Source organism: Amycolatopsis sp. SID8362 (assembly GCF_010550475.1).
GTDB lineage: Bacteria > Actinomycetota > Actinomycetes > Mycobacteriales > Pseudonocardiaceae > Amycolatopsis > Amycolatopsis eburnea.
This window is the reverse complement of the sequence record NZ_JAAGNB010001060.1, coordinates 1-19,337: the sequence shown is the minus strand read 5'-3', so window position 1 is coordinate 19,337 and position 19,337 is coordinate 1. Positions and strand designations below refer to the sequence as shown.

The 19,337-nt window shown below is 71.3% G+C and carries 19 protein-coding genes; 9 read left to right on the top strand and 10 right to left on the bottom strand.

Going from position 1 to position 19,337, the window contains the following annotated elements; all coding sequences use genetic code 11:
* Window positions 1-56 precede the first annotated feature (56 nt).
* From G3I65_RS33275 to G3I65_RS33260, 4 genes are read left to right on the top strand one after another with little or no spacing between them, the layout of a single operon-like run.
* On the top strand, window positions 57-365 hold the full coding sequence (locus G3I65_RS33275; protein ID WP_309235855.1) for a cupredoxin domain-containing protein: 309 nt from the start codon (window positions 57-59) through the stop codon (window positions 363-365).
* Window positions 362-1,288, top strand: a complete 927-nt coding sequence (locus G3I65_RS33270; protein WP_309235854.1) for a metallophosphoesterase — start codon at window positions 362-364, stop codon at window positions 1,286-1,288. The genes G3I65_RS33275 and G3I65_RS33270 overlap by 4 nt, the downstream gene beginning before the upstream one ends.
* Window positions 1,285-1,695, top strand: coding sequence for a hypothetical protein (locus G3I65_RS33265; RefSeq protein ID WP_203612581.1), 411 nt, complete (start codon window positions 1,285-1,287; stop codon window positions 1,693-1,695). The genes G3I65_RS33270 and G3I65_RS33265 overlap by 4 nt, the downstream gene beginning before the upstream one ends.
* 10 nt (window positions 1,696-1,705) lie before the next feature.
* Entirely contained in the window at window positions 1,706-1,993 is a 288-nt protein-coding gene (locus G3I65_RS33260; protein WP_160699614.1) for a hypothetical protein, read from the top strand.
* 4 nt (window positions 1,994-1,997) lie between these two features.
* Here G3I65_RS33260 and G3I65_RS33255 read toward each other — a convergent pair whose 3' ends face one another.
* The 3 genes from G3I65_RS33255 to G3I65_RS33245 are packed head-to-tail and all read right to left on the bottom strand — an operon-like array spanning window position 1,998 to window position 4,293.
* Window positions 1,998-2,513, bottom strand: coding sequence for a TetR/AcrR family transcriptional regulator (locus G3I65_RS33255; protein WP_160699613.1), 516 nt, complete (start codon window positions 2,511-2,513; stop codon window positions 1,998-2,000).
* 41 nt (window positions 2,514-2,554) lie between these two features.
* On the bottom strand, window positions 2,555-3,157 hold the full coding sequence (locus tag G3I65_RS33250; RefSeq protein ID WP_160699612.1) for a response regulator transcription factor: 603 nt from the start codon (window positions 3,155-3,157) through the stop codon (window positions 2,555-2,557).
* The gene (locus tag G3I65_RS33245; RefSeq protein ID WP_160699611.1) at window positions 3,154-4,293 is read right to left on the bottom strand and encodes a histidine kinase; all 1,140 of its coding nucleotides are present in this window, start codon (window positions 4,291-4,293) and stop codon (window positions 3,154-3,156) included. The genes G3I65_RS33250 and G3I65_RS33245 overlap by 4 nt, the downstream gene beginning before the upstream one ends.
* Before the next feature lie 108 nt (window positions 4,294-4,401).
* Between G3I65_RS33245 and G3I65_RS33240 the strand changes: the two genes are divergently transcribed.
* From G3I65_RS33240 to G3I65_RS33230, 3 genes are read left to right on the top strand one after another with little or no spacing between them, the layout of a single operon-like run.
* Window positions 4,402-5,286: an ABC transporter ATP-binding protein gene (locus G3I65_RS33240; RefSeq protein WP_160699610.1), complete on the top strand. Its 885-nt coding sequence runs from the start codon at window positions 4,402-4,404 to the stop codon at window positions 5,284-5,286.
* Between the two features lie 11 nt (window positions 5,287-5,297).
* Entirely contained in the window at window positions 5,298-6,017 is a 720-nt protein-coding gene (locus G3I65_RS33235) for an ABC transporter permease (protein WP_160699609.1), read from the top strand.
* A 27-nt stretch (window positions 6,018-6,044) separates the two neighbouring features.
* Entirely contained in the window at window positions 6,045-7,478 is a 1,434-nt protein-coding gene (locus G3I65_RS33230) for an alpha/beta hydrolase (RefSeq protein ID WP_160699608.1), read from the top strand.
* A gap of 66 nt (window positions 7,479-7,544) precedes the next feature.
* On the opposite strand, the gene G3I65_RS33225 is transcribed toward G3I65_RS33230, so the two are convergent.
* From G3I65_RS33225 to G3I65_RS33195, 7 genes are all read right to left on the bottom strand, one after another.
* Window positions 7,545-10,664 (bottom strand): TIM-barrel domain-containing protein, encoded by a 3,120-nt coding sequence (locus G3I65_RS33225; RefSeq protein WP_160699607.1) that lies wholly within the window; start codon window positions 10,662-10,664, stop codon window positions 7,545-7,547.
* 322 nt (window positions 10,665-10,986) lie between these two features.
* Window positions 10,987-11,772 carry a DeoR/GlpR family DNA-binding transcription regulator gene (locus G3I65_RS33220; RefSeq protein ID WP_160699606.1) on the bottom strand — a complete coding sequence of 262 codons (786 nt, stop codon included), beginning with the start codon at window positions 11,770-11,772 and terminating at the stop codon, window positions 10,987-10,989.
* 78 nt (window positions 11,773-11,850) lie between these two features.
* Window positions 11,851-13,704, bottom strand: a complete 1,854-nt coding sequence (locus G3I65_RS33215) for a DUF5107 domain-containing protein (protein WP_160699605.1) — start codon at window positions 13,702-13,704, stop codon at window positions 11,851-11,853.
* Complete coding sequence (locus G3I65_RS33210) at window positions 13,701-14,747, bottom strand: ABC transporter ATP-binding protein (protein ID WP_160699604.1); 1,047 nt, start codon at window positions 14,745-14,747, stop codon at window positions 13,701-13,703. The genes G3I65_RS33215 and G3I65_RS33210 overlap by 4 nt, the downstream gene beginning before the upstream one ends.
* 6 nt (window positions 14,748-14,753) lie before the next feature.
* On the bottom strand, window positions 14,754-15,659 hold the full coding sequence (locus tag G3I65_RS58870) for a carbohydrate ABC transporter permease (protein ID WP_160699603.1): 906 nt from the start codon (window positions 15,657-15,659) through the stop codon (window positions 14,754-14,756).
* Window positions 15,640-16,596 (bottom strand): carbohydrate ABC transporter permease, encoded by a 957-nt coding sequence (locus G3I65_RS33200; RefSeq protein WP_160699602.1) that lies wholly within the window; start codon window positions 16,594-16,596, stop codon window positions 15,640-15,642. The genes G3I65_RS58870 and G3I65_RS33200 overlap by 20 nt, the downstream gene beginning before the upstream one ends.
* The gene (locus tag G3I65_RS33195) at window positions 16,596-17,990 is read right to left on the bottom strand and encodes an ABC transporter substrate-binding protein (RefSeq protein ID WP_160699601.1); all 1,395 of its coding nucleotides are present in this window, start codon (window positions 17,988-17,990) and stop codon (window positions 16,596-16,598) included. Before G3I65_RS33195 ends, G3I65_RS33200 begins: the two co-directional genes overlap by 1 nt.
* A gap of 273 nt (window positions 17,991-18,263) precedes the next feature.
* Between G3I65_RS33195 and G3I65_RS33190 the strand changes: the two genes are divergently transcribed.
* Together G3I65_RS33190 and G3I65_RS33185 are read left to right on the top strand one after the other, a co-directional pair.
* Complete coding sequence (locus tag G3I65_RS33190; protein ID WP_160699600.1) at window positions 18,264-19,145, top strand: SIS domain-containing protein; 882 nt, start codon at window positions 18,264-18,266, stop codon at window positions 19,143-19,145.
* The coding region (locus tag G3I65_RS33185; protein WP_239071604.1) for a PfkB family carbohydrate kinase at window positions 19,142-19,337 on the top strand (196 nt) is incomplete at its 3' end. The genes G3I65_RS33190 and G3I65_RS33185, both read left to right, overlap by 4 nt.

Genomic DNA, 19,337 nt, shown 5'->3' with positions numbered 1-19,337 from the left:
CGGCGCTGGCGCTCACGGCCTGCGCCGTGCCGCCGCCCGCCACGAGCCCGCCGTCGATGCCGCCCATGCCGAGCGCGGCACCACCGCCGTCCGCGGCCGCGAACTCGACCACGAACACCGTGGCCATCAAGGACTTCGCGTTCGCGCCCGCGTCGACGACCGTCAAGAAGGGCACCACGGTCACCTGGACCAACCAGGACCAGGACGCGCACACGGTGACCAGCACCGGGTCCGGCGGGCCGCTGCGGTCGCCGACCCTCCAAACCGGACAGTCCTATCAGTACACGTTCACCACGCCGGGCACGTTCGAGTACCTGTGCACGATCCACCCGTTCATGACCGCGACCGTGACGGTGACGCCGTGACCGACTCCGACGGCATGACCCGGCGCCAGCTGCTGCGCCACACGGCGTGGTTCGGCGCCGCGGTGGTCCTGACGGTCGCCGGCGGCGAGGTGCTCAGCCACGTCGCCGCGCCGGGCGAGGCCGCCGCCGTCGACGACCCGAACGCGCTGCGGTTCGTCCAGGTCAGCGACAGCCACCTCGGGTTCAAGGGCCCGGCCAACACCGCCGTCGAATCCTCGTTCTCCGAAGCGCTCACGCAGATCAACGGGCTGGGGTACCGGCCGGACTTCGTGATGCACACCGGCGACCTGACGCACCTGTCGACGCCGGCGCAGTTCGACCAGGTCAAGCAGATGCTGGGCACGCTCGACACCGGGCACGTGTCCACGGTGCCCGGCGAGCACGACTCGGTCGACGACGCCGGCCAGAAGTACCGCAAGGCGTTCGGCGCCGGCACGGCGGGCGACGGCTGGTACAGCTTCGACGTCAAGGGCGTGCACTTCATCGCGCTGGTCAACACGCTGAGCCTGGAGAAGCTCGGGCACCTGGGCGCGGACCAGCTGGAGTTCGTCCGCAAGGACGTCGCGAAGCTCGGCTCGGACACGCCGATCGTGGTGTTCAGCCACATCCCGCTGTTCGCGATGTACCCGGCGTGGGGCTGGGGCACCGACGACGCCACCCAGGCGCTGTCGTACCTGCGGCGGTTCTCCTCGGTGACCTGCCTGAACGGGCACGTGCACCAGCTGTTCACGAAGACCGAAGGGAACATCACGTTCCACAGCGCGACGACGACGGCGTACCCCCTGCCGCAGCCGGGAACGCGGCCCGCGCCGACACCGGTGACGTTGCCCGCGGGCAAGCTCGCCGACGCGCTGGGCATCCGCGAGGTGTCCTACCGCCCCGGCGGGCCGGGCCTGGCGGTGAAGGACGTGAAGCTGGCATGAACCTCGTCCTCCGCATCGCGACGGCGGTGTGCCTCGCGGCCAGCGGGTTCCTCCACGCCCAGTTGTACGCCGGCGGGTACCGGGTGATCCCGGTGATCGGGCCGGCGTTCCTGGTGCAGGCGTCGGCGGCGTTCGCGGTGGCGCTCCTGCTGCTGGTGGGTGGGCCGTTCCTGCTGCGGCTCGCCGCGGCGGGGCTGGCGGCGGGCGCGCTGGCCGGGTTCGTGCTGTCGCGAACCATCGGGTTGTTCGGGTTCTCGGAGCGGGGGTTCCAGCCCGCGCCGCAGGCGTTGCTGAGCGTGCTGGCCGAGGTGGCGGTGCTGGCTCTGGTCGGGGTCGCGGCGTACCGGTCGGGCGCCGGACGCGCGCGCGGCGAAGACCGTGGTCATCGCGCCGGGGCCCGCCGATAGGCTGCCGGACGTGCGCGCGGCGAACATCGTGGTCATGACCCTGGGCTTCGTCCTGATCGCCCTGGGCACCGCCGCCGGAGGCGCGCTCCTCCTCATCGCCGGGCTGGCCACCAACAGCCGCGACTGGACCGGCTCCGGCCCGGCGTTCGCCTGGCTCGCCGGCGCCGTCGCGTGGATGGTCGTGGCCGGTGGGGCAACCGTCTGGTCGGCTCGCCGCGCAAGCTGGCTCGCCGGGCTGCCCTGCGTCGTGCTCGGTGCCGTGCCCGTCGTCGTCGTGGCGGTCGCGGCTCTTCGCTGAACCGTCAGCCCGTGAGGACCCACTGGATCTGCTCCACCGTCGGCGTCTCCACCTCGAACAGGCACTGGAGCTGGAAGCCGTCGGCGGTGGCGGCCAGGCGGGCGGCCTGGGCCGGGGGCAGGATCTCCGCCAGCCGTTCGCGCAGGCGGGCGTTGGCGACGCGGCTGGCCTGGCGGAACTCCTCGTGGCGGGTGCCCAGCGCGTACAGCTCGTAGGCGACCACGCTCGTCGCCCGTTGCTCGGTCAGCTGGTGGTGGATCAGCTCCGCCAGCCGGGCCACCACGTTCTCCGGACCGGTTCCGTCGAGCCACTCGCGCTGCGTGTCCGTCCGCAGCCGCAGGACGCGGGCGCCGACCTCGAGCAGCAGGGCCGGGACCGAGTCGAAGTGCTCGGCCGCCGCGCCGGGCGGGAGGCCCGCTTCCGCCGTCACCGTCTCCGCGGTGATGCTCGCGAGGCCACCGTGCTGCGCCAGGCGGACGGCGGCGTGCACGAGCCGCTCCCGCCACTCGGGGTCGATCACCCAAACAGCATGACACCGCCCCGTGTCAAGCGGCCAACCGGCTACAGCCAGTCGTGCTCACGGGCGTACCGGGCCGCTTCGTGGCGGGTGCGGGTCTGGGTCTTCTGCATCGCGTTCGACAGGTAGTTGCGGACCGTGCCCTCCGCGAGGTGCAGCTGGCCGGCGATGTCGGCCACCGAAAAGCCCTCGCGGGTCGCGCGCAGGACGTCCAGCTCGCGGTCGGTCAGCGGGCAGTCGTCGACGACGGCGAGGGCCGAGACGTCCGGGTCGATCCAGCGCTTGCCCGCGTGCAGGGTCTTGATCACCGACGTGATGTGGGCCGGTTCCGCCGCCTTGCTGACGAAGCCCTGGACGCCGAGCTTCAGCGCCTTGCGGAGCACGCCGGGGCGGGCGTGGCGGGTAAGCATCAGGATGACCTGCTCCGGCCGCGCGCGGCGGATCTTCTCGACCGCGCCGAGCCCGTCCACGCGGGGCATCTCGAGGTCGATGACCAGCACGTCCGGCCGGTGTTCGAGGGTGGCCGCGATCGCCGACTCGCCGTCGTCGGCCTCGGCCAGCACCGTGATCGCGCCTTCCAGCGGCAGCAACGCGGCCAGTGCCTTGCGCAGCAGGGCTTCGTCGTCGGCGAGCACCACCGTAGTCATCGTCGGGCCTCCTTCGGCGCGGGGAAGGCCGCCGCGGTGCGGAAGCGGCCGTCGGACTGCGAGACGTCCAGCTCGGCGCCGTGCTCCGCCAGGCGCTGCCGGAGCACCGCCAGCCCGCTCAGCTCGAGCGGGCCGGTGTCCGGGGCGCCGTCGTTGGCGATCGCGATCCCGCGCCGGGTGAGCGTGATCCCCACCTGGCGGGCTTCGGCGTGCCGCAGGATGTTGGTCGTCGTCTCGCGCAGGACCTGGCCGAGCAGCTCGCCCGCGGTGGCGTCCACTTCGGACTCACGCGCGACGCGGACGTGGATCCCCGCGGCCTCGAAGAGGTTCTTCGCGTTCTCCAGCTCGGCGGACAGGTTCAGCCGCCGCTGGGCGTGGGCGAGTTCCTTGGTCTGGACGATGGTGTCGCCGACCAGCTCGTGCACCTCACGCAGTTCCTCGCGCGCCCGGTCCGGTTCGCGGTCCAGCAGCTTCTCGGCCAACGCCACCTTCAGCTTCACTACGTGCAGCGTGTGCCCCTGGATGTCGTGCAGGTCGGATGCGAAGCGCACCCGCTCCCGGGTGACGGCGAGGTCCGCTTCGCGCTCGCGAGACTGCTCGAGCTCCGCGATCAGGTCGAAGAAGCGCTGGCTGACGAACATGAACGCGGTCGAGACCAGCATGGCGGCCGCGGGCACGGCGGCGAACTGGAACAGCCGCCAGCCGATCCGGTCGTCGTGCACGAGGACGTTCGCCGCGCCCAGCCCCGCGATCAGGACCGCCAGCCCGGCCAGCGCGGCGAGCCGGTGGCGGGGCAGCGGCGGGATGAGGTACGACCCCACGACCGACAGCCCGAAGAACGCGGCGGTGTCGTCGGTCAGCGACCCGGCCAGCCACACCACCGCGGTGACTGCCAGGCTCGGCCGCGCGACGCGGAGGTAGTCGCCCGCGGTCCAGCGCTCGGCCGTCGCCAGCGCCGCGAGCAGCCCCACGACCTGGATGACGACGTGCCACCCGGACCGGGCGGTCGTCAGCAGCAGGAACACGCCCACGAGCGCCAGCGGCGGGACGGTCGTGATCAGGTTCAGCCGGCGCAGCCGTTCCTGGACCTTCCCGCCGGTCCAGGACGTCCTGCGCGCGATCGTCGGCACCTCCACCAGCCGAGCGTATCCGGCTGAGCGGGCCGCACCAGTGACACCACGTCACGGATCCGGGTGACGCGGCCGCACTGCCGGGTGGCGGAAATTCCCGCTGGAATTCGAGGCATGTCCACGACACCGGTCATCGACGTCGCTCGCCTCACCCTCACCTACGGCGGCTTCCCCGCCGTGAGAGACCTTTCGTTCCAAGTGGATCGCGGGGAGCTGTACGCCCTGCTCGGCACGAACGGCGCCGGCAAGACCTCGACTCTGGAGACGGTCGAAGGCCACCGCGCGCCCACCTCGGGTGCCGTGCGGGTGTTCGGGAAGGACCCCCGCGACCGCGCCGCCGTCCGCCCGCGGCTGGGGATCATGCTGCAGGAGAGCGGGTTTTCCGCCGACCTGACCGTGCGCGAGACCGTCGGGCTGGTCGGGCGGCTCACCGGACGGCGCGACGACGTCGGGCGCCTGCTCGGCGTGGCCGGCCTCACCCGCAAGGCGGCCACCAGGGTCGGGCAGCTCTCCGGCGGGGAGAAGCGGCGGCTCGACTTCGCCACCGCCGTCTACGGCACGCCCGAGCTGGTCTTCCTCGACGAGCCCACGACCGGCCTCGACATCCAGTCGCGGGACGCGCTCTGGGACGCCGTCGACCGGCTGCGCGAGGACGGCTCCACGGTCGTGCTCACCACGCACTACCTCGAGGAAGCCCAGCAGCGCGCCGACCGCATCGGGCTCATGCACCAGGGCACCCTCCACCGCGAGGGCACCGTCGCCGAGCTGACCCGGACGCTGCCCTCGACCATCCACTTCGGACTCCCGACCCACGCGCCGTCGCCGCCGCTGCTCGCCACGCGGGGCGTGGACGGCAAGTTCCTCGTCGAAACCTTCGGGCTGCAGAAGGACCTGCACACGCTGCTCGCCTGGGCGCAGGACCAGGCCGTGGAGCTGCTCGACCTGCAGGCCGGGCCGACGCGGCTCGACGACGTCTTCCGCGCCATCGAAAACTCCTGAGAGGACGACCCATGTTGACGATCGCTCGCGGCGAGCTGATCCAGCTCTTCCGGAACCGGCTCGTGCTGGTCACCGCCCTCGTGCTGCCGGCGGCGCTCAGCGCGTTCTTCATCGCCCGGCACGACGTCTTCACCGAGCTGGGGAGCCTCGGCTACATCGCCACGCTGACGTTGTTCTTCGTGCTGGGCATCGGCCTCTACACCACGACGGTGACGACGCTGGCCGCCCGCCGCCAGAACCTGTTCCTCAAGCGGCTGCGCTCGACCGCGGCCGGGGACGCCGGGATCCTCGGCGGGCTGCTGCTGCCGGTCACCGCAATCGCGGTGGTCCAGATCGCCGTGCTGCTCGCGGTGCTGGCCGTGGTCACCGGGAGGCCGGCGAACCCGCTGCTGCTGACCGCCGCCGTCGTGGCCACCGTGGTGATGATGCTCGCGCTGGGCCTGGCCACGGCCGGGCTGACGAACTCGCCGGAGCACGCGCAGGTGACCACGCTGCCGGTCAGCGTCGGCGTGATCGCGGTGGCCGGCTGGGTCGGGCTCACCGGCACCGGCGAGCTCACGCTGCTCAAGCGCCTGCTGCCCGGCGGTTCGGCGGCCGAGCTGGTGCTCGACGCGTGGAACGGCGGGAAGCCGGCCGCCGATTCCCTGCTCCTCTTCGCTCCGACCCTCGCCTGGGTCTTCGTCGCGGTCGTGCTCGCGACGCGCCTCTTCCGCTGGGAACCGCGCCGCTGAGCGCGGCGCGAACGAAAGGAAATCCCGATGCGCAAAGCCTTGCTGGTGGCCGTGCTCGCCGTGCTCGGCGCGACGACCGCCGTCCCCGCCGCGTCCGCCACACCGGCCACTGTGGACTGGGGCCCGTGCCCCGCCGGGGCGTTCCCGACACCGGACCTGCAGTGCACGACCTTGAAAGTCCCGCTGGACTACCGGGAGCCGGACGGGCGGACGATCGACATCGCCGTGTCACGCCTGGCGAGCAAGAACCCGGCGAAGCGGCGGGGCGTGCTGCTGACCAACCCGGGCGGACCCGGCGGCGGTGGCCTGGACTACCCGCAGCTGCTGAAGTACGTGAAGCTGCCCCAAGAAGTGCTCGACTCCTACGACATTGTCGGGTTCGACCCGCGCGGGGTCGCGCACAGCACGCCGGTGACGTGCGACCTGACGCCGGAGCAGATCGCGGTCGGCAACCTGCCGTACGCGAACGGCCCGGCCGACGTCGTGAAGCAGGCCGCGTTCGCGAAGCGGGAAGCCGCGCAGTGCGCCGGGGCGAAGACCGGATCGCTGCTGCCGTACGTCACCACGGCGAACACCGCGCGGGACATGGACCGCATCCGGACGGCGCTCGGGGAATCGAAGGTGTCGTTCCTGGGCGCGTCCTACGGGACTTACCTGGGCGCGGTGTACACGACCTTGTTCCCCGAGCGCAGCGACCGGTTCGTGCTGGACAGCAGCCTCGGGCCGGGCGGCTACGACATCGACGCGATGCGCGGCTTCGGGCGGGGCATGGAGGACCGGTTCCCCGACTTCGCGGCGTTCGCGGCGAAGCACCCGGAGTACGGGCTCGGCACGACGCCTTCGCAGGTGACGGCCAAGTTCCACGAGCTGGCCACGCGGCTGGACCGCACCCCGGTCGGCGGCGTCACGGGCTCGGTCTTCCGCGGCCTGACGTTCGAAGGCCTGTACTCGACGGACCTGACGAAGCTCGCCGGGGACTGGCAGGGGCTCGAGCAGGGCCGGGCCCCGAAGCCGCCGGCGGAACCGGTGACCGGCGTGGAAAACCTGCTGGCGTCCCGGTTCGCGGTGATCTGCGGCGACTCGGCGTGGCCGCGCTCGATCGCGAGCTACCAGCTGGACGTCGCGGTCGACCGCGTCCGCTACCCGCTGCTCGGCGCGGCGAGCGCGAACATCGCGGCGTGCGCCTACTGGGCCCCGCCGGCCGAGCCACGGGTGCGGATCACCGGCCACGGCCCGGCGAACGTGCTGATGGTGCAGAACCAGCGTGACCCGGGCACGCCGTTGTCCGGAGCCCGCAAGCTGCGCGCGGCGTTCGGCGACCGCGCCCGGATGATCACGATCGACCAGGGCGGGCACGGGGCTTACCTCTTCACACCGAGCCAGTGCGGGAACTCGCTCGTGACCGAGTACCTGGTAGATGGGAAGCGGCCGGGCGACACGTTCTGCCCCGCGGGAAGCTGAGGCACGCCAGGAGGGTCGTGAGTGTTTGGTCGGGTTAGAACCCGACCAAACACTCACGACCCGTTCTCACGCGATACCGGTGGCGAACACGTGTAGGGCCGAGTTCGACGGCAGCGTCACCGCCACCACCTGCTTGCCCGCGGTCAGCGGGACGGAGTTCGCGAACACCCGGTACGGCGTCGTCGGGTACGCCGGGCCGGTGCGGGTGTTCTTGCCCAGCACGGTCGCGACGGTGGTCGCGCCGTACTGGGCCGGGTCGGCGCAGCACCAGTTCGGGACGCCGACGTCGGCCTGGCTGGTGGTGCCGTCCGCGTACTGGACGAACACCGTGCCCTTGGCCGTTCCGGTGCCGGTGGCGGCGAGCACCAGCTTGGTGCCCGTGCCCCGGACGGCGATGGTCTGGCCGGCGGCCACGGCGTTGTCCGCCTGGCCGGTCCCGGCGTCCGGCCAGGTCAGCGTGGCGCCGTTCGCGGTGAACGCGGCGCCCGGTTTCAGGCCCGCTTCCGCCAGGCCCTCCGCGCGGAAGCTGCTGCCGCCGCCGTCGAGGTCGCCCGCCGTCACATGGGCCGCGTCCGTGACGCCGACGTTGCCGTACGCCGCGGCCAGCGAGGCGTACGGGACGGTGACGGTCGCCGAGTCCGTGACCTGGTGCGCGCCCAGCCGGGCCTGGTAGGACGCGGTCGCGGTGACCTGGTAGTCCGCCGGTTTCAGCCCGGCGTCCGGCGTCAGCTTGACCGGGACCCGCACCGTCTGGCCGGGCAGGACGAGCTTCGGCGCGGCCGGGACGTCGGCCTGGAAACCGTTGCCCTGCACCGAAAGGCGGACGTCCTGGACCGGCAGCGGGGTGCCGTTGGTGAACCCGAGCGTGCCGGTCACGGCCTGGCCCGCCGCGGCGACCGCCGGCACGGTCAGCGCCACCGAGCCGTTGTCGTCCTCGGGGAAGAAGCCGCCGACCGCGCTCGTGCCGGACAGGCGGACGTCCTGACGGTCCCCGACCTGCCCGGTCTTGACGCGCACGACACCCTTCCCGGCCGGGTCGTACCACCAGCCGGACGACGCCTGGTCGAGGTCGGCCTTGCTGCCGTACTCACGCAGCACCGACGTGCCCGCCTGGACGGTGCCGGGCTTCGATCCCGTGTGGACGGTCAGCAGGTAGTTCCGCGCGGCCGGCTTGCCCGCGTAGGTCCCGTTGCTCGCGCCGATCCCGACGGTCACCGTGCCGGCGCCGGACTGCGGCGCGTCGACGGTGAACGTCTGCTTGGCCTGCTCGCCGCGTTGATAGCCGCGGGTCACGCCGTCGTCCTCGGTGAGCGTGAAGCTCCCGTGCCCCTGCGGGTAGACGTCGAGGTCGAGTTCGCCCTTGTCCCGGGTCTGCCACGACTTCGTGCCCTCGGCCCACATCGGGACGACGGCCCCGGCGCGGACGAACAGCGGCAGCGTGTCCAGCGGAGCGTCGTAACCGTCCACTGTGGTGGGTCCGGTGTACGTCTTGCCGCTCCAGTAGTCCACCCACGTGCCCTTGGGCAGGTAGATGCCGTTGCGCACGTTGGCCTTCTCGTAGACCGGCGCGACGAGGAAGTCGGTGCCGGACAGGAACTCGTACTTGGCCTTGTCCGTCCAGACGTTCGGGTCGTCCGGGTACTCCAGTGCCAGCGGCCGGACCTGGCCGACGCCGGTCTGGTGCGCCTGCGTCGAATAGCTGTAGGTGTAGGGCAGCAGCCTTTCCTTGAGCAGCAGGTACTTGCGGTTGATCGAGGTGTAGGGCTCGCCCTGGCGCCACGGCTGCTTGTCGGACGACGCCCAGCCGTCCATCGTCATCGCGGCGGGCAGGAACGTCTTCCACTGCAGGTCGCGGACGTAGGTCTGCGGGCTGCCACCGAAGATGCCGTCGATGTCGCCGGTGTTGTAGGCGATGCCGGACGTCGTCGCGCCCGCGTACGTCGGGATCTGCCACTTGATGTAGTCGTAGGACCCGGCCTGGTCGCCGCTCCACAGCACGCCGCAGCGTTGCGCGCCGGCCCAGCTCACCGGCTGCCAGACGAAGCCACGCGCGTCGCTGTTGTCTTCGATGCCCTTGTACGCGGTGTCGCAGGCGTCGAGCGCGAACTGGTAGCCGGGGCCGACCCAGGCGACGTCCAGCTTGCGCACGCGCACGCCGGCCTTGACCTCTTCGGCCTGGTTCGGCACGCCGTTCTCGGTCCAGAGACCCAGCTGCATGTTGTTCTTCCGCAGGCCTTCGCCGGTCTGCTGCAGGTTTTCGTAGCCGCAGCCGTAGCCGTCGTTGACGAGCATCCAGCCGTTCGGCATGCCGTTCTGGGTGTAGCCCTCGGCGATCTTCACCGCGTCGAGCGTGTGCCGCTCGCCGCGGTTCGCGTTGTGCAGGTAGCAGTCGGAGTCGCCGGTTTCGAGCCCGTAGATGGGCGGCAGGAACGGCTTCCCGACGAGGTCGGTGTAGCCGGAGACGACGTCCTTCAGGCCGTTGCCGACGACGTAGGTGGCGTCGAAGCGGCGCTCGTCGTGCGTGGTCTTCACCGGGCTGGTGAAGGAGTAGCTGCCGGGCGCGAAGGTGTTGCGCAGCACGCCGTAGCCCGCGGTCGAGGCGTAGAACGGCTGCGAGTTGGGCGCGCCGCCGTCGTTCCAGTTGTCGTCGGCGAAGATCTTGATCGTCTGGTCGCGGTGGCTGAACCGGCCGTTCTGCTCCCCGCCGCCGACGAACTGCTCGGCCGCGGTCCGGGCCAGGGTCTGCGTGGTCGTGGCGCCGGTCCAGGACAGCGGCGCGGCCTCCGCCCAGCGTTGCGTGCGGTCCGCGCCGTCGTAGAGGGCGAACGTCAGCGGGTGCTTGTAGGCCCGCAGGGTCACCTGGGGCGTGGAAATGGCCCAGTAGGCGCCCTTGTCGACGCGCTGGGGCGTCGCCGGGGCCGTGGTCTTCGGCAGGACGATCTTGTCGCCCGCCGGGTTGGTGAAGTTCCCGTCGGGGGCGAGCCAGATCCGGACGGCGCTCGCGGCCGGGAAGCTCACGCGCACCGCCGCGGCTCCCGACTTCAGCGTGACCACCGGGCCGTCGGTGGAGACACCGGTCAGGTCGCCGAGGTGGCCGGCCGGCGAGTCCGCGTACGCCGCGCTGGGCGCCAGCCCGAGGGCGGCGGCCGCGGCCAGACAGGTAAGCGATTGCGCAAGTCTGTTCATTAATGACACCTTTCGCGCACTAACACGCATGATGTGCTCTGTATAGCGCACGCTTCGCGCAGTGTCACTGCCTGACCGGTTCAGAGACCCGATTGCCCTACTTCCGTCGCGGCGCCGCGAAAGCGCAGCGCCCCGGGAGATGTCATGAAAGAGTCATTCACCTCGCCAGACGACATGAATGACTCATTCATGTCGTCCCCGCGACGCCGGGCAGACCACGCGGCCAGGCGACTCTGTGGCCGGTCACCCGCTCGCCGGCGCGACTTTGCCGGGACCCTGACATCCCGGCCGGTCCGCGAAGCGCGTGAACTTCCGGAGAGCCTCAGACCGCTTGGACCGCGACTCCGGCGGCCTCGAACGCGCGGACGGCGTCCGGGTCGGCGTCGGTGTCCGTCACCAGCGCGTGCACCTGCGTCGTCTCGCAGATGCGGGCGAAGGCGCGGCGGCCCAGCTTGGAGCCGTCCGCCACCGCGACCACGCGCTCGGCGCGCTCGACCATCAGGCGGTTGATGCTGGCCTCGCCCTCGTGGTGGGCGAACGCGCCCGCGTCCGGGTCGAACGCGTCCACGCCGAGGAACAGCAGGTCGATCGTCAGTTCACTGAGGACCCTCGTGGCCAGCGGGCCGCTCAGCTCGAACGACTGCGGCCGGGCGACGCCGCCGGTGACCACGATCTTCACGTTCGGGCGGACCGCCAGCTCGTGCGCGATGTTCAGCGCGTTGGTGACGACCGTGAGGCCCGGGGCGTCCCCGCGGCCGGACAGGTCCGGGCGCATGGCCAGCGCCCGTGCGACGCCGGCGGTCGTGGTGCCGCCGTTCAGGCCGACCACCATGCCCTTCGCGGCGAACGCGGCCGCGGCGGTGCTGATCCGCTGCTTCTCCGGCACGTGCCGCGCGGTCTTGTAGCGCAGCGGCAGGTCGTAGGCGAGGTCGTTGGCGACCGCGCCGCCTCGCGTCCGCGTGAGCAGCTGCTGTTCGGCCAGGTGGTCGAGGTCGCGGCGGATCGTGGCGGCGGAGACGTCGAGCTCCGCGGCCACGTCCTCGACGTCGATCTTTTCCCGCTGCCCCAGCATGTCCAGCAGGGTGCTCAAGCGTTCGTGCCGGGCCATCGCGGTACTCCCTAGTTCACTCTCGGCCAGCAGTATGCTGCATCGCCGTCGTCTGCCGCGCCCCGGCACGCCGCGCCGCTACTTCATCCGGAAGTCGTACGCCGCCGGCATCGGGTCCGCCGAGAGCGCTTTCCAGGTGTCCGAAAGGGATGTCTCGCCTTCGCGGATGTTCGCGACCTCGAATCCCGCGTCGAACACGGCCTTCGCGCCCGCGCGGTCCCCCGCCGCGAGCCGGGTGAGCGCCGTCAGCAACGCGAGCCGCCCCTCGGGGCGTTCGGGCAGCAGTGAAACCGGCGCACGCCCGGCCGCGAGCTGCGCCGACACCGCCTCGACGAGCAGTGGCCGCACGTCCGGCGCCAGCTCCAGCGCCCGCCGGTACCACCGCGCCGCTTCCTCGACGTCCGAGGTGGCGACGGCGAGGTTGCGCACCGCCCAGGCGTTCTCCTCCGCCGCGACCGACGACAGCCACGCTTCCCGCGCCGCGTCCCGGTCACCGGCCGCCCAGCGGGCGACGCCGCGGTGGTACCACGTCAGCCAGGTGTCCGCCGTGTACTCCAGCAGGTCGGCCCAGTACCGGTTGACCAGCGTCGCGGGCGGCGGGACCCGCGGATCACCCTGGGGCACCTCGCCGTCCAGCAGGTCCAGCCACGGCTGCTGCTCCGGCCCCAGCGTCTCCTTCGGGAACGGCGTGCCCGGCAAGCACGCCACCATCCGCAGGGTTTCCAGCGCGCCCCAGCCCGAACCGGTGGCCAGCAGCTCACCCGGGTCGGCGTCCGCGACTTCGCGCCACGCCCGGTGCCGCGCCGCCAGCACATCGGCGGGCGGCAGTCCCGTGACGGCGTCCGTGGCGGCCCGCCAGTCCTCGCCGTGCACCGCGGCCGGGTCCGCCGTCACCGGGCCGTACGCCTCCAGCCAGTCCCACGCTTCGCCCGGCGGGAGGCGCAGGTGCTCCAGCTGCGTGCGGGCCAGGCCCGCCTGGATCTCCAGGTACCCCGTCTCCGCGCCCGGCGCGAGCCACTCCTGCCAGTGCCGCCCGCCCGCGGATTCGCCCCACAGGAACAGTTTCCGGCCGCGCAGCCGGGCCGTCGACGCCTGCCCGAGTCCGGCGCCGGTCTCGTCGACCGCCGCGATCCACGGGCGATCCGAGGCCACCTCGAAGAAGTAGTCCGCAGCCGCGGAAGCCCGCGCCGGATAGGTCAGCTCCCCGGGTACGTCGACGAGGTCGAGCCGGCCCGAGTAGCCGTAATGCCAAGCCTGGTCCGCGGGCACCAGCACCCGCGTCGACGCCGTCTGCGGCACGGCGGTGTTCGACCACCAGTAGACCGGGACGTCGTGGGAGTGCGGGTTGCGGACCCGCACGCCGACGAACAGGTGCTCCGAGTCCGCAGGCAGCCAGAAGTCCAGCTGGTACGGCAGGTCCCGGGTGCGTTCCCATTCCCACAGCCGCAGCACGGGCGTCCCGTCCGGACCGTCGACCGCGGCGGCGAACATCGGCGCGCAGGTCAGCGTCGTATGTCCGGTGCTGCCGAGGTTCCACTCGACACCGCCGGCGAACCAGGCGTCCCGCAGCGCAAGGTTCGCGGGCTGGAACACCGGGTTGCGGTAGAGCAGCTCGCGCCCGGACGGCTGGTGCACCAGCGACCAGAGCCGCCCGCCCAGCGACGGCAGGATCGTCGCGCGCAGGTGGTCGTTCTCCAGCACCAGCGCGGGCAGTTCCCGGACCTCGCGGTCGCGCGTGTAGCCGTCCTGCAGGCGGCACGGCAGCACGGTGTCGAGCCGCCCGTACGCGAGCCCGGCGGCCAAGTCTGCGGGCAGCTCGTCCACATTGGACACCGACGCCACGGCTTCCGGCTTCACCAGCGGCGGCAGCGGGTTCTCCGGCCCCAGCTCGGCCGCGGGCAGGGTGAGCGACGTCCGGCGCAGCCCGGTCATGCGTCCGGCAGCCTTTCCCCGGTGGCCGCGTCGAACAGGTGGACCGCGGCCGGCTGCGGCGTCAGCGTGATCGGCTCGCCGCGCTGCCACGGCGCCATGCCCGGCGTCCGCACGGTCAGCACCCGCTCCCCCGCCCGGCAGTACAGGTACTGGTCGCTGCCCAGCTCCTCCACCACTTCGACGACGGCTTCGTAACCGCCCGCGCCGAGCGTCCAGCCCTCCGGCCGGACCCCGACGACGAGACCGGGGCCGGTGAGCGCCGAACGCTGCGCCGGGGTCAGCGGCACCGGCGCCTCGTCCACCTTCGTCTCCAGCAGGTTCATCGACGGCGACCCGATGAACCCGGCCACGAACACGTTGACCGGCCGGGAAAAGAGGCCGATCGGGGTGTCGCACTGCTGCAGCACGCCGTCGCGCAGCACCGCGACGCGGTCGCCCATGGTCATCGCCTCGACCTGGTCGTGCGTGACGTACAGCGTCGTGATGCCCAGCCGCCGCTGCAGCGACGCGATCTGCGTCCGCGTCTGCACCCGCAGCTTGGCGTCCAGGTTGGACAGTGGTTCGTCCATCAGGAACACGCTCGGCTCGCGCACGATCGCCCGGCCCATCGCGACGCGCTGGCGCTGCCCGCCGGACAGCTTGGCCGGCTTGCGGTCCAGGTACTCCGTCAGGTCGAGGACGGCGGCGGCTTCGCGCACCCGGCGCTCACGCTCGGCCTTCGGCATCTTGGCCAGCTTCAGGTGGAAGCCGATGTTCTCCCCGACGGTCATGTGCGGGTAGAGCGCGTAGTTCTGGAACACCATCGCGATGTCCCGGTCCTTCGGCGCGAGTTCGGTGACGTCGCGGTCGCCGATGTGGATCGAGCCTTCGTCGACGCCCTCCAGCCCGGCCAGCATCCGCAGCGTCGTCGACTTGCCGCAGCCGGACGGGCCGACCAGGACGAGGAATTCGCCGTCTTCGACGTCGAGGTCGAAGCCGTCGACGGCCGGGCGGTCCACCCCGGCGTAGAACCGGGTCGTGGCCCGGAAACTCACGGTGGCCATCTGCTCCTACTTTCCGGCGCCGAGGGTCAGGCCGGTGATGATCCGGCGGGCGAGCACGAGGTACAGCACGAGCATCGGGAGCACGACGATCGCCACGCCGGCGATCAGGCCGCCGTACTCCGACTGGTAGCTCGCCGCGCCGTAGAAGGTGAACAGCGCGCGGGAGAGGGTGAAGTGCGCCTGGTCCTTGAGGAACACGATCGCCAGCAGCGTCTCGTTCCACAGGCCGATGGCGTTGAGGATCAGCGCCGTGATCAGGCCGCCACGGGCGAGCGGCAGCATGACCGCGAAGAACGTCCGGGCCGGTGAGGCGCCGTCCAGCGACGCCGCCTCCTCCAGCTCGTCCGGCAGGGAGCGGAAGAAGCCGGTCAGCAGGAACACGGTGAACGGGATCGACAACGCGACGTACAGCAGGAAGAGCCCGTACTCGTTGTCCAGGTGGATCCGGCTGAGCACCACGAACAGCGGGATGATCACGGTCTGGAACGGCACGCCCATGCCGATCGCGACGACGTTCGTCAGCGGCCCGGACCCGCGCACGCCAAGCCGGGTCAGCGCGTACGCGCACGGCGCGGAGACGGCGACGGTCGCGACCGTGGCGAGGCCGACCAGGACCACCGTCGTCAGCACGGCGTCGCCGAACCCGGCGTTGGTCCACGCGTAGACGAAGTTGCGGAACGGCTTGCCGACGTGGAACCACTGGTACGGCAGCGCGAACGGCTTCGTGAAGATCTCCACCGGCGTCTTGAACGCGGCCGTGAGCAGCCAGTACAGCACCAGGACGTTGCCCGCGGTGAACGCCCAGACGATCACCGAGCCCAGCAGCCGCAGCGGGCTGAACCGCCGTGAGCCCGGGGCCGGGCGCGGCTTGCGCGGGGCCCGCCGCACGAGTTCAGAACTGGATCGCGTCACGACGCATCACCCGCCTCAGCAGCACGACCAGGATCGACACCAGCGCGATCATCGCCACCGCGCACGCGCACGCCGCGCCGAAGTCGGGCGTGCCGTTGGAGCCGAAGGTCCGGTCGAAGACGTAGATGCCGAGCGTCCACGCCTGGTTCGGCGGGGCGTACGTGCCCGGCCCGGCCAGCACGAAGACCAGCTCGAAGATCTTCAGCGCGTTGATCGTCCACAGCACCCCGGCGACGCCGACGACGTCCCACGTCATCGGCAGCGTGATGTTGCGGAACTTCTGCCACGGCGACGCGCCGCCCAGCTCGGCGTCTTCGTAGAGGTACGGCGGGATCCGGTCGACCGCGGCCATCAGGATCGTGATGTAGAAACCGGAACTGGCCCAGATCAGCGACGCCGTCACGACGCCGGTCACGTTGGCCGGGGCCAGGAACTTGGCCGCGTCCGCGCCGACGTGCTCGAGGACGTAGTTCGCCAGGCCCTGCTTGCCGGGCTGGTACTTGAACACGAACCCGAGGAACATCCCGAGCGCCACCGGCGCGACGATGTTCGGGAAGAACAGGATGGCGCGCACGACCTTGCCGCCGCGCATGTCCCGCAGCACCATGGTGAACAGGAACGCCAGCGCGAACGTGCCGACGCCGCCGGCGAAGACGTACACCAGCGTGTTGCGGAAGGCGTACTGGAACGAGTCGCTCGCCCACATCTGCGTGTAGTTGGTGACGCCGTTGGGCTTCGGCGTGTCCCCCGCGCCGGCCCAGCTGGTGAAGGACAGCACCACGGTCCCGATCGTCGGCAGCACCAGGAAAGCCAGGTACAGCACCAGCGCGGGCGCGGCGAACGGCCAGAACAGCCGCCTCTTGCGGCGCAGGTGCGCGCCGCCGGCGGCACGGGCCCCCTGAGCCCGTGCCGCCGTCGTCGTGGTGAGCGTGGCCATCAGCCCTGGTTCTTCCAGAAACCGGCGCCCTTGGCAGCCAGCTGGTCGACGAACTGCTCCGGCGTCAGCTGGCCCTTGAGCAGCGCGGTGTCGGCCGGGTCGAAGACGTCGGTCTGCCACTTGCCGCCCGCGATGCCGTCGATCCCGTCGTACTGCAGGACGTGCTCCTTCTCCGGGTCGTCCAGTGCGGCCTTGACCTGCTTGAGGTCGTCCGGCACGGCGAGGTCGGCGCGCGGCACGAGGTTGTCGGCCACCGCCGGGATGCCGGAGAGGATGTCCTTGTTGAGGAAGTAGGCGATGAACGCCTTGGCGGCCTCGGCGTGCTTGGCCTTCTTCGTCACGGCGAACCCGATCGACATCTGCTCGACGGTGTCGTGCGTGGCACCGGACGGCATCGGGAACTGGAAGGAGCCGTAGTCGATCTTCGTGCCGGCACCCTGCTTGTCCAGGTATTCACGGGTTTCGCTCGGCGCCCAGGTGCCGACGTAGAGGTAGCGCGAGTCGCCGTCCGCCCAGCGCTGCTGCACCTGCGGGAACTTCGCCGCGTCCCAGCCGTCGATGAAGTACTTGGGCAGCTTCGCGGTTTCAGTGGCGGCCTTGAGGAAGCCCGGCTCGGTCTTCCACAGCTGCCCGGTCTTGTCGGACGCGGCCTTGTTCAGCCCGCCCGCGCCGACGTACCGCTCGGCGAGCTGAGTGAAGAAGTACATGTTGTAGAACGGGATGTCGCCGTCCTGGCTGATCGCCGCCTTGCCGTCGGCCTTCGCCTTGTCGAACAGCGCGAGCAGGTCGTCCATCGTCTTCGGCTGCTGGACGTCACCGGCGGAAGCCTTGTTGTACCACCAGGCGCTCGACTGGACGGTGTACGGCACCATGAAGTTCTGGCCGGTCTTGTCCTTGTTCTGCGGGAAGTCGTACGAGCTCTTGGCCAGCACGTCCCGGACCGTCTTGTCGCCCTCGCCGACCTTCATCGCGAAGACGTCGTCGAGGCCCTGCGTGCCGCCCGGGGTCATGATGGCCGCGCCGACCTTGCTGACGTCCTGGTCGAACAGGTCCGGCACCGCGTCGGTGTTCAGCGCGGGCACCAGGTTCTGCGTGTAGGCCTTGCGCCCCAGCCACTGGACGTTGACCTTGACGCCGGTCTTCTCCTGGAAGCACTTGAACGCCTTCTGGAGCACCTTGCCCTGGGGCTCGTCGGCGGTCCACATGGCCCAGTAGGTGAACTCCTTGTCCGTGGCCGGCTTGACGCCCGCTTCCGGGCAGGGCGCGTTCAGGTACTGGTCGACCCCGGGCAGGGCGTTCTCGCCGGTCCCGCTGCCGGTGTCCGCACCCCCGCCGCACCCGGCCAGCAGGAGGGACACCCCCGCCGTCAACGCCATGAGCTTGCTCCGCCGCATATCGCCACCGCCCGCATCGATGAGGAACACGCCATCTGCGCGTTGCTGCGCAGTTTTAACACCTTTCGAGCACTTGTCAACACCGGGCTGCCGCTCCCGTCCGCCCGCCAAAGTCCGAGGTGCTCGGGTGATCAGGCACGTAACCACACGTCGGGACCTGCGCGCACCTCGACGCATCCACTGCGCGCAAGTGATCGATTGACACGTTGACGTTGCACAAACTTGCATCTACCGTGACAGGTGTTGCGCACAACCGGCACGGATGGGGAGTTCATGAGCGGGACCTTCATGGCTGCGGAGATCGCCAGCCAGCCCGGCTGCTGGCGGGAAGCGGGTGCGCTGGCCGCGACGAACGAAGGGTGGCTGCCCGCGGCGGGCGCCCGGGTGGCGATCGTCGGCTGCGGCACCTCGTGGTTCGTCGGCCAGGCCTACGCGGTGCTGCGCGAAACCGCCGGGCTCGGCGAGACCGACGCGTTCGCCGCGTCCGAGTTCCCGGTCGGCCGCGCCTACGACCACGTGCTCGCGCTGACCCGCTCGGGCACCACGACCGAGGTGCACACCCTGCTCGCGAAGCTGCGCGGCCGGGCGAAGACCACGGTGATCACCGGCGTGCCGGGCGAGGTCGCCGGCACCGCCGACGCGGTCGTCGACCTGTCCTCGGTGGACGAACGCTCGGTCGTGCAGACCCGGTTCGCCACCACGGCGCTGGCCATGCTGCGCGCGCACCTCGGCGAGGACCTGACCGACGTCGTCGCGCAGGCCGAGCGGGTGCTGGCCGAGCCGCTGCCGGCCGAGCTGACCGGCGCGGAGCAGTTCAGCTTCCTCGGCACCGGCTGGTCGATCGGCATCGCGAACGAGGCCGCGCTCAAGTTCCGCGAGGCGTGTCTGCTGTGGACGGAGTCCTACCCCGCGTGGGACTACCGGCACGGCCCGATCAGCATCAGCGAGCCGGGCCGGGTGACCTGGATGTTCGGCACCGCGCCGGACGGGCTCGCCGACGACGTCCGGCAGGCCGGCGGCACGTTCGTCCAGAGCGGTCTCGACCCGCTCGCCGACCTCGTCCGCGCCCAGCTCGTGGCCGGGGCGATCGCCCGCCGGAAGGGCCTCGACCCGGACAACCCGCGCAGCTTGACGCGGTCCGTCGTGCTCACATGATCGTCACCGTGACGCCGAACGCCGCGCTCGACGTCACGTACACGGTGGACGGCCTGGTGCCCGACGCCGTGCACCGGGCGCGCGACGTCCGGCACCGGGCGGGCGGCAAGGGCGTCAACGTCGCCCGCGTGCTGCACGCGCTCGGCGTCGACGTGCACGCGATCGCCACCGCCGGCGGGCCGACCGGGTCCG

What these genes read in the sequence shown, in the direction of transcription:
- G3I65_RS33210 (WP_160699604.1), bottom strand. Translation starts at nt 14,747, where the DNA reads ATGGCCACCGTGAGTTTCCGGGCCACGACCCGGTTCTACGCCGGGGTG.
- G3I65_RS33200 (WP_160699602.1), bottom strand. Translation starts at nt 16,596, where the DNA reads ATGGCCACGCTCACCACGACGACGGCGGCACGGGCTCAGGGGGCCCGT.
- G3I65_RS33195 (WP_160699601.1), bottom strand. Translation starts at nt 17,990, where the DNA reads ATGCGGCGGAGCAAGCTCATGGCGTTGACGGCGGGGGTGTCCCTCCTG.
- G3I65_RS33215 (WP_160699605.1), bottom strand. Translation starts at nt 13,704, where the DNA reads ATGACCGGGCTGCGCCGGACGTCGCTCACCCTGCCCGCGGCCGAGCTG.
- G3I65_RS33190 (WP_160699600.1), top strand. Translation starts at nt 18,264, where the DNA reads ATGAGCGGGACCTTCATGGCTGCGGAGATCGCCAGCCAGCCCGGCTGC.
- G3I65_RS33265 (WP_203612581.1), top strand. Translation starts at nt 1,285, where the DNA reads ATGAACCTCGTCCTCCGCATCGCGACGGCGGTGTGCCTCGCGGCCAGC.
- G3I65_RS33225 (WP_160699607.1), bottom strand. Translation starts at nt 10,664, where the DNA reads ATGAACAGACTTGCGCAATCGCTTACCTGTCTGGCCGCGGCCGCCGCC.
- G3I65_RS33250 (WP_160699612.1), bottom strand. Translation starts at nt 3,157, where the DNA reads ATGACTACGGTGGTGCTCGCCGACGACGAAGCCCTGCTGCGCAAGGCA.
- G3I65_RS33275 (WP_309235855.1), top strand. Translation starts at nt 57, where the DNA reads ATGCCGCCCATGCCGAGCGCGGCACCACCGCCGTCCGCGGCCGCGAAC.
- G3I65_RS33220 (WP_160699606.1), bottom strand. Translation starts at nt 11,772, where the DNA reads ATGGCCCGGCACGAACGCTTGAGCACCCTGCTGGACATGCTGGGGCAG.
- G3I65_RS33240 (WP_160699610.1), top strand. Translation starts at nt 4,402, where the DNA reads ATGTCCACGACACCGGTCATCGACGTCGCTCGCCTCACCCTCACCTAC.
- G3I65_RS33230 (WP_160699608.1), top strand. Translation starts at nt 6,045, where the DNA reads ATGCGCAAAGCCTTGCTGGTGGCCGTGCTCGCCGTGCTCGGCGCGACG.
- G3I65_RS33235 (WP_160699609.1), top strand. Translation starts at nt 5,298, where the DNA reads ATGTTGACGATCGCTCGCGGCGAGCTGATCCAGCTCTTCCGGAACCGG.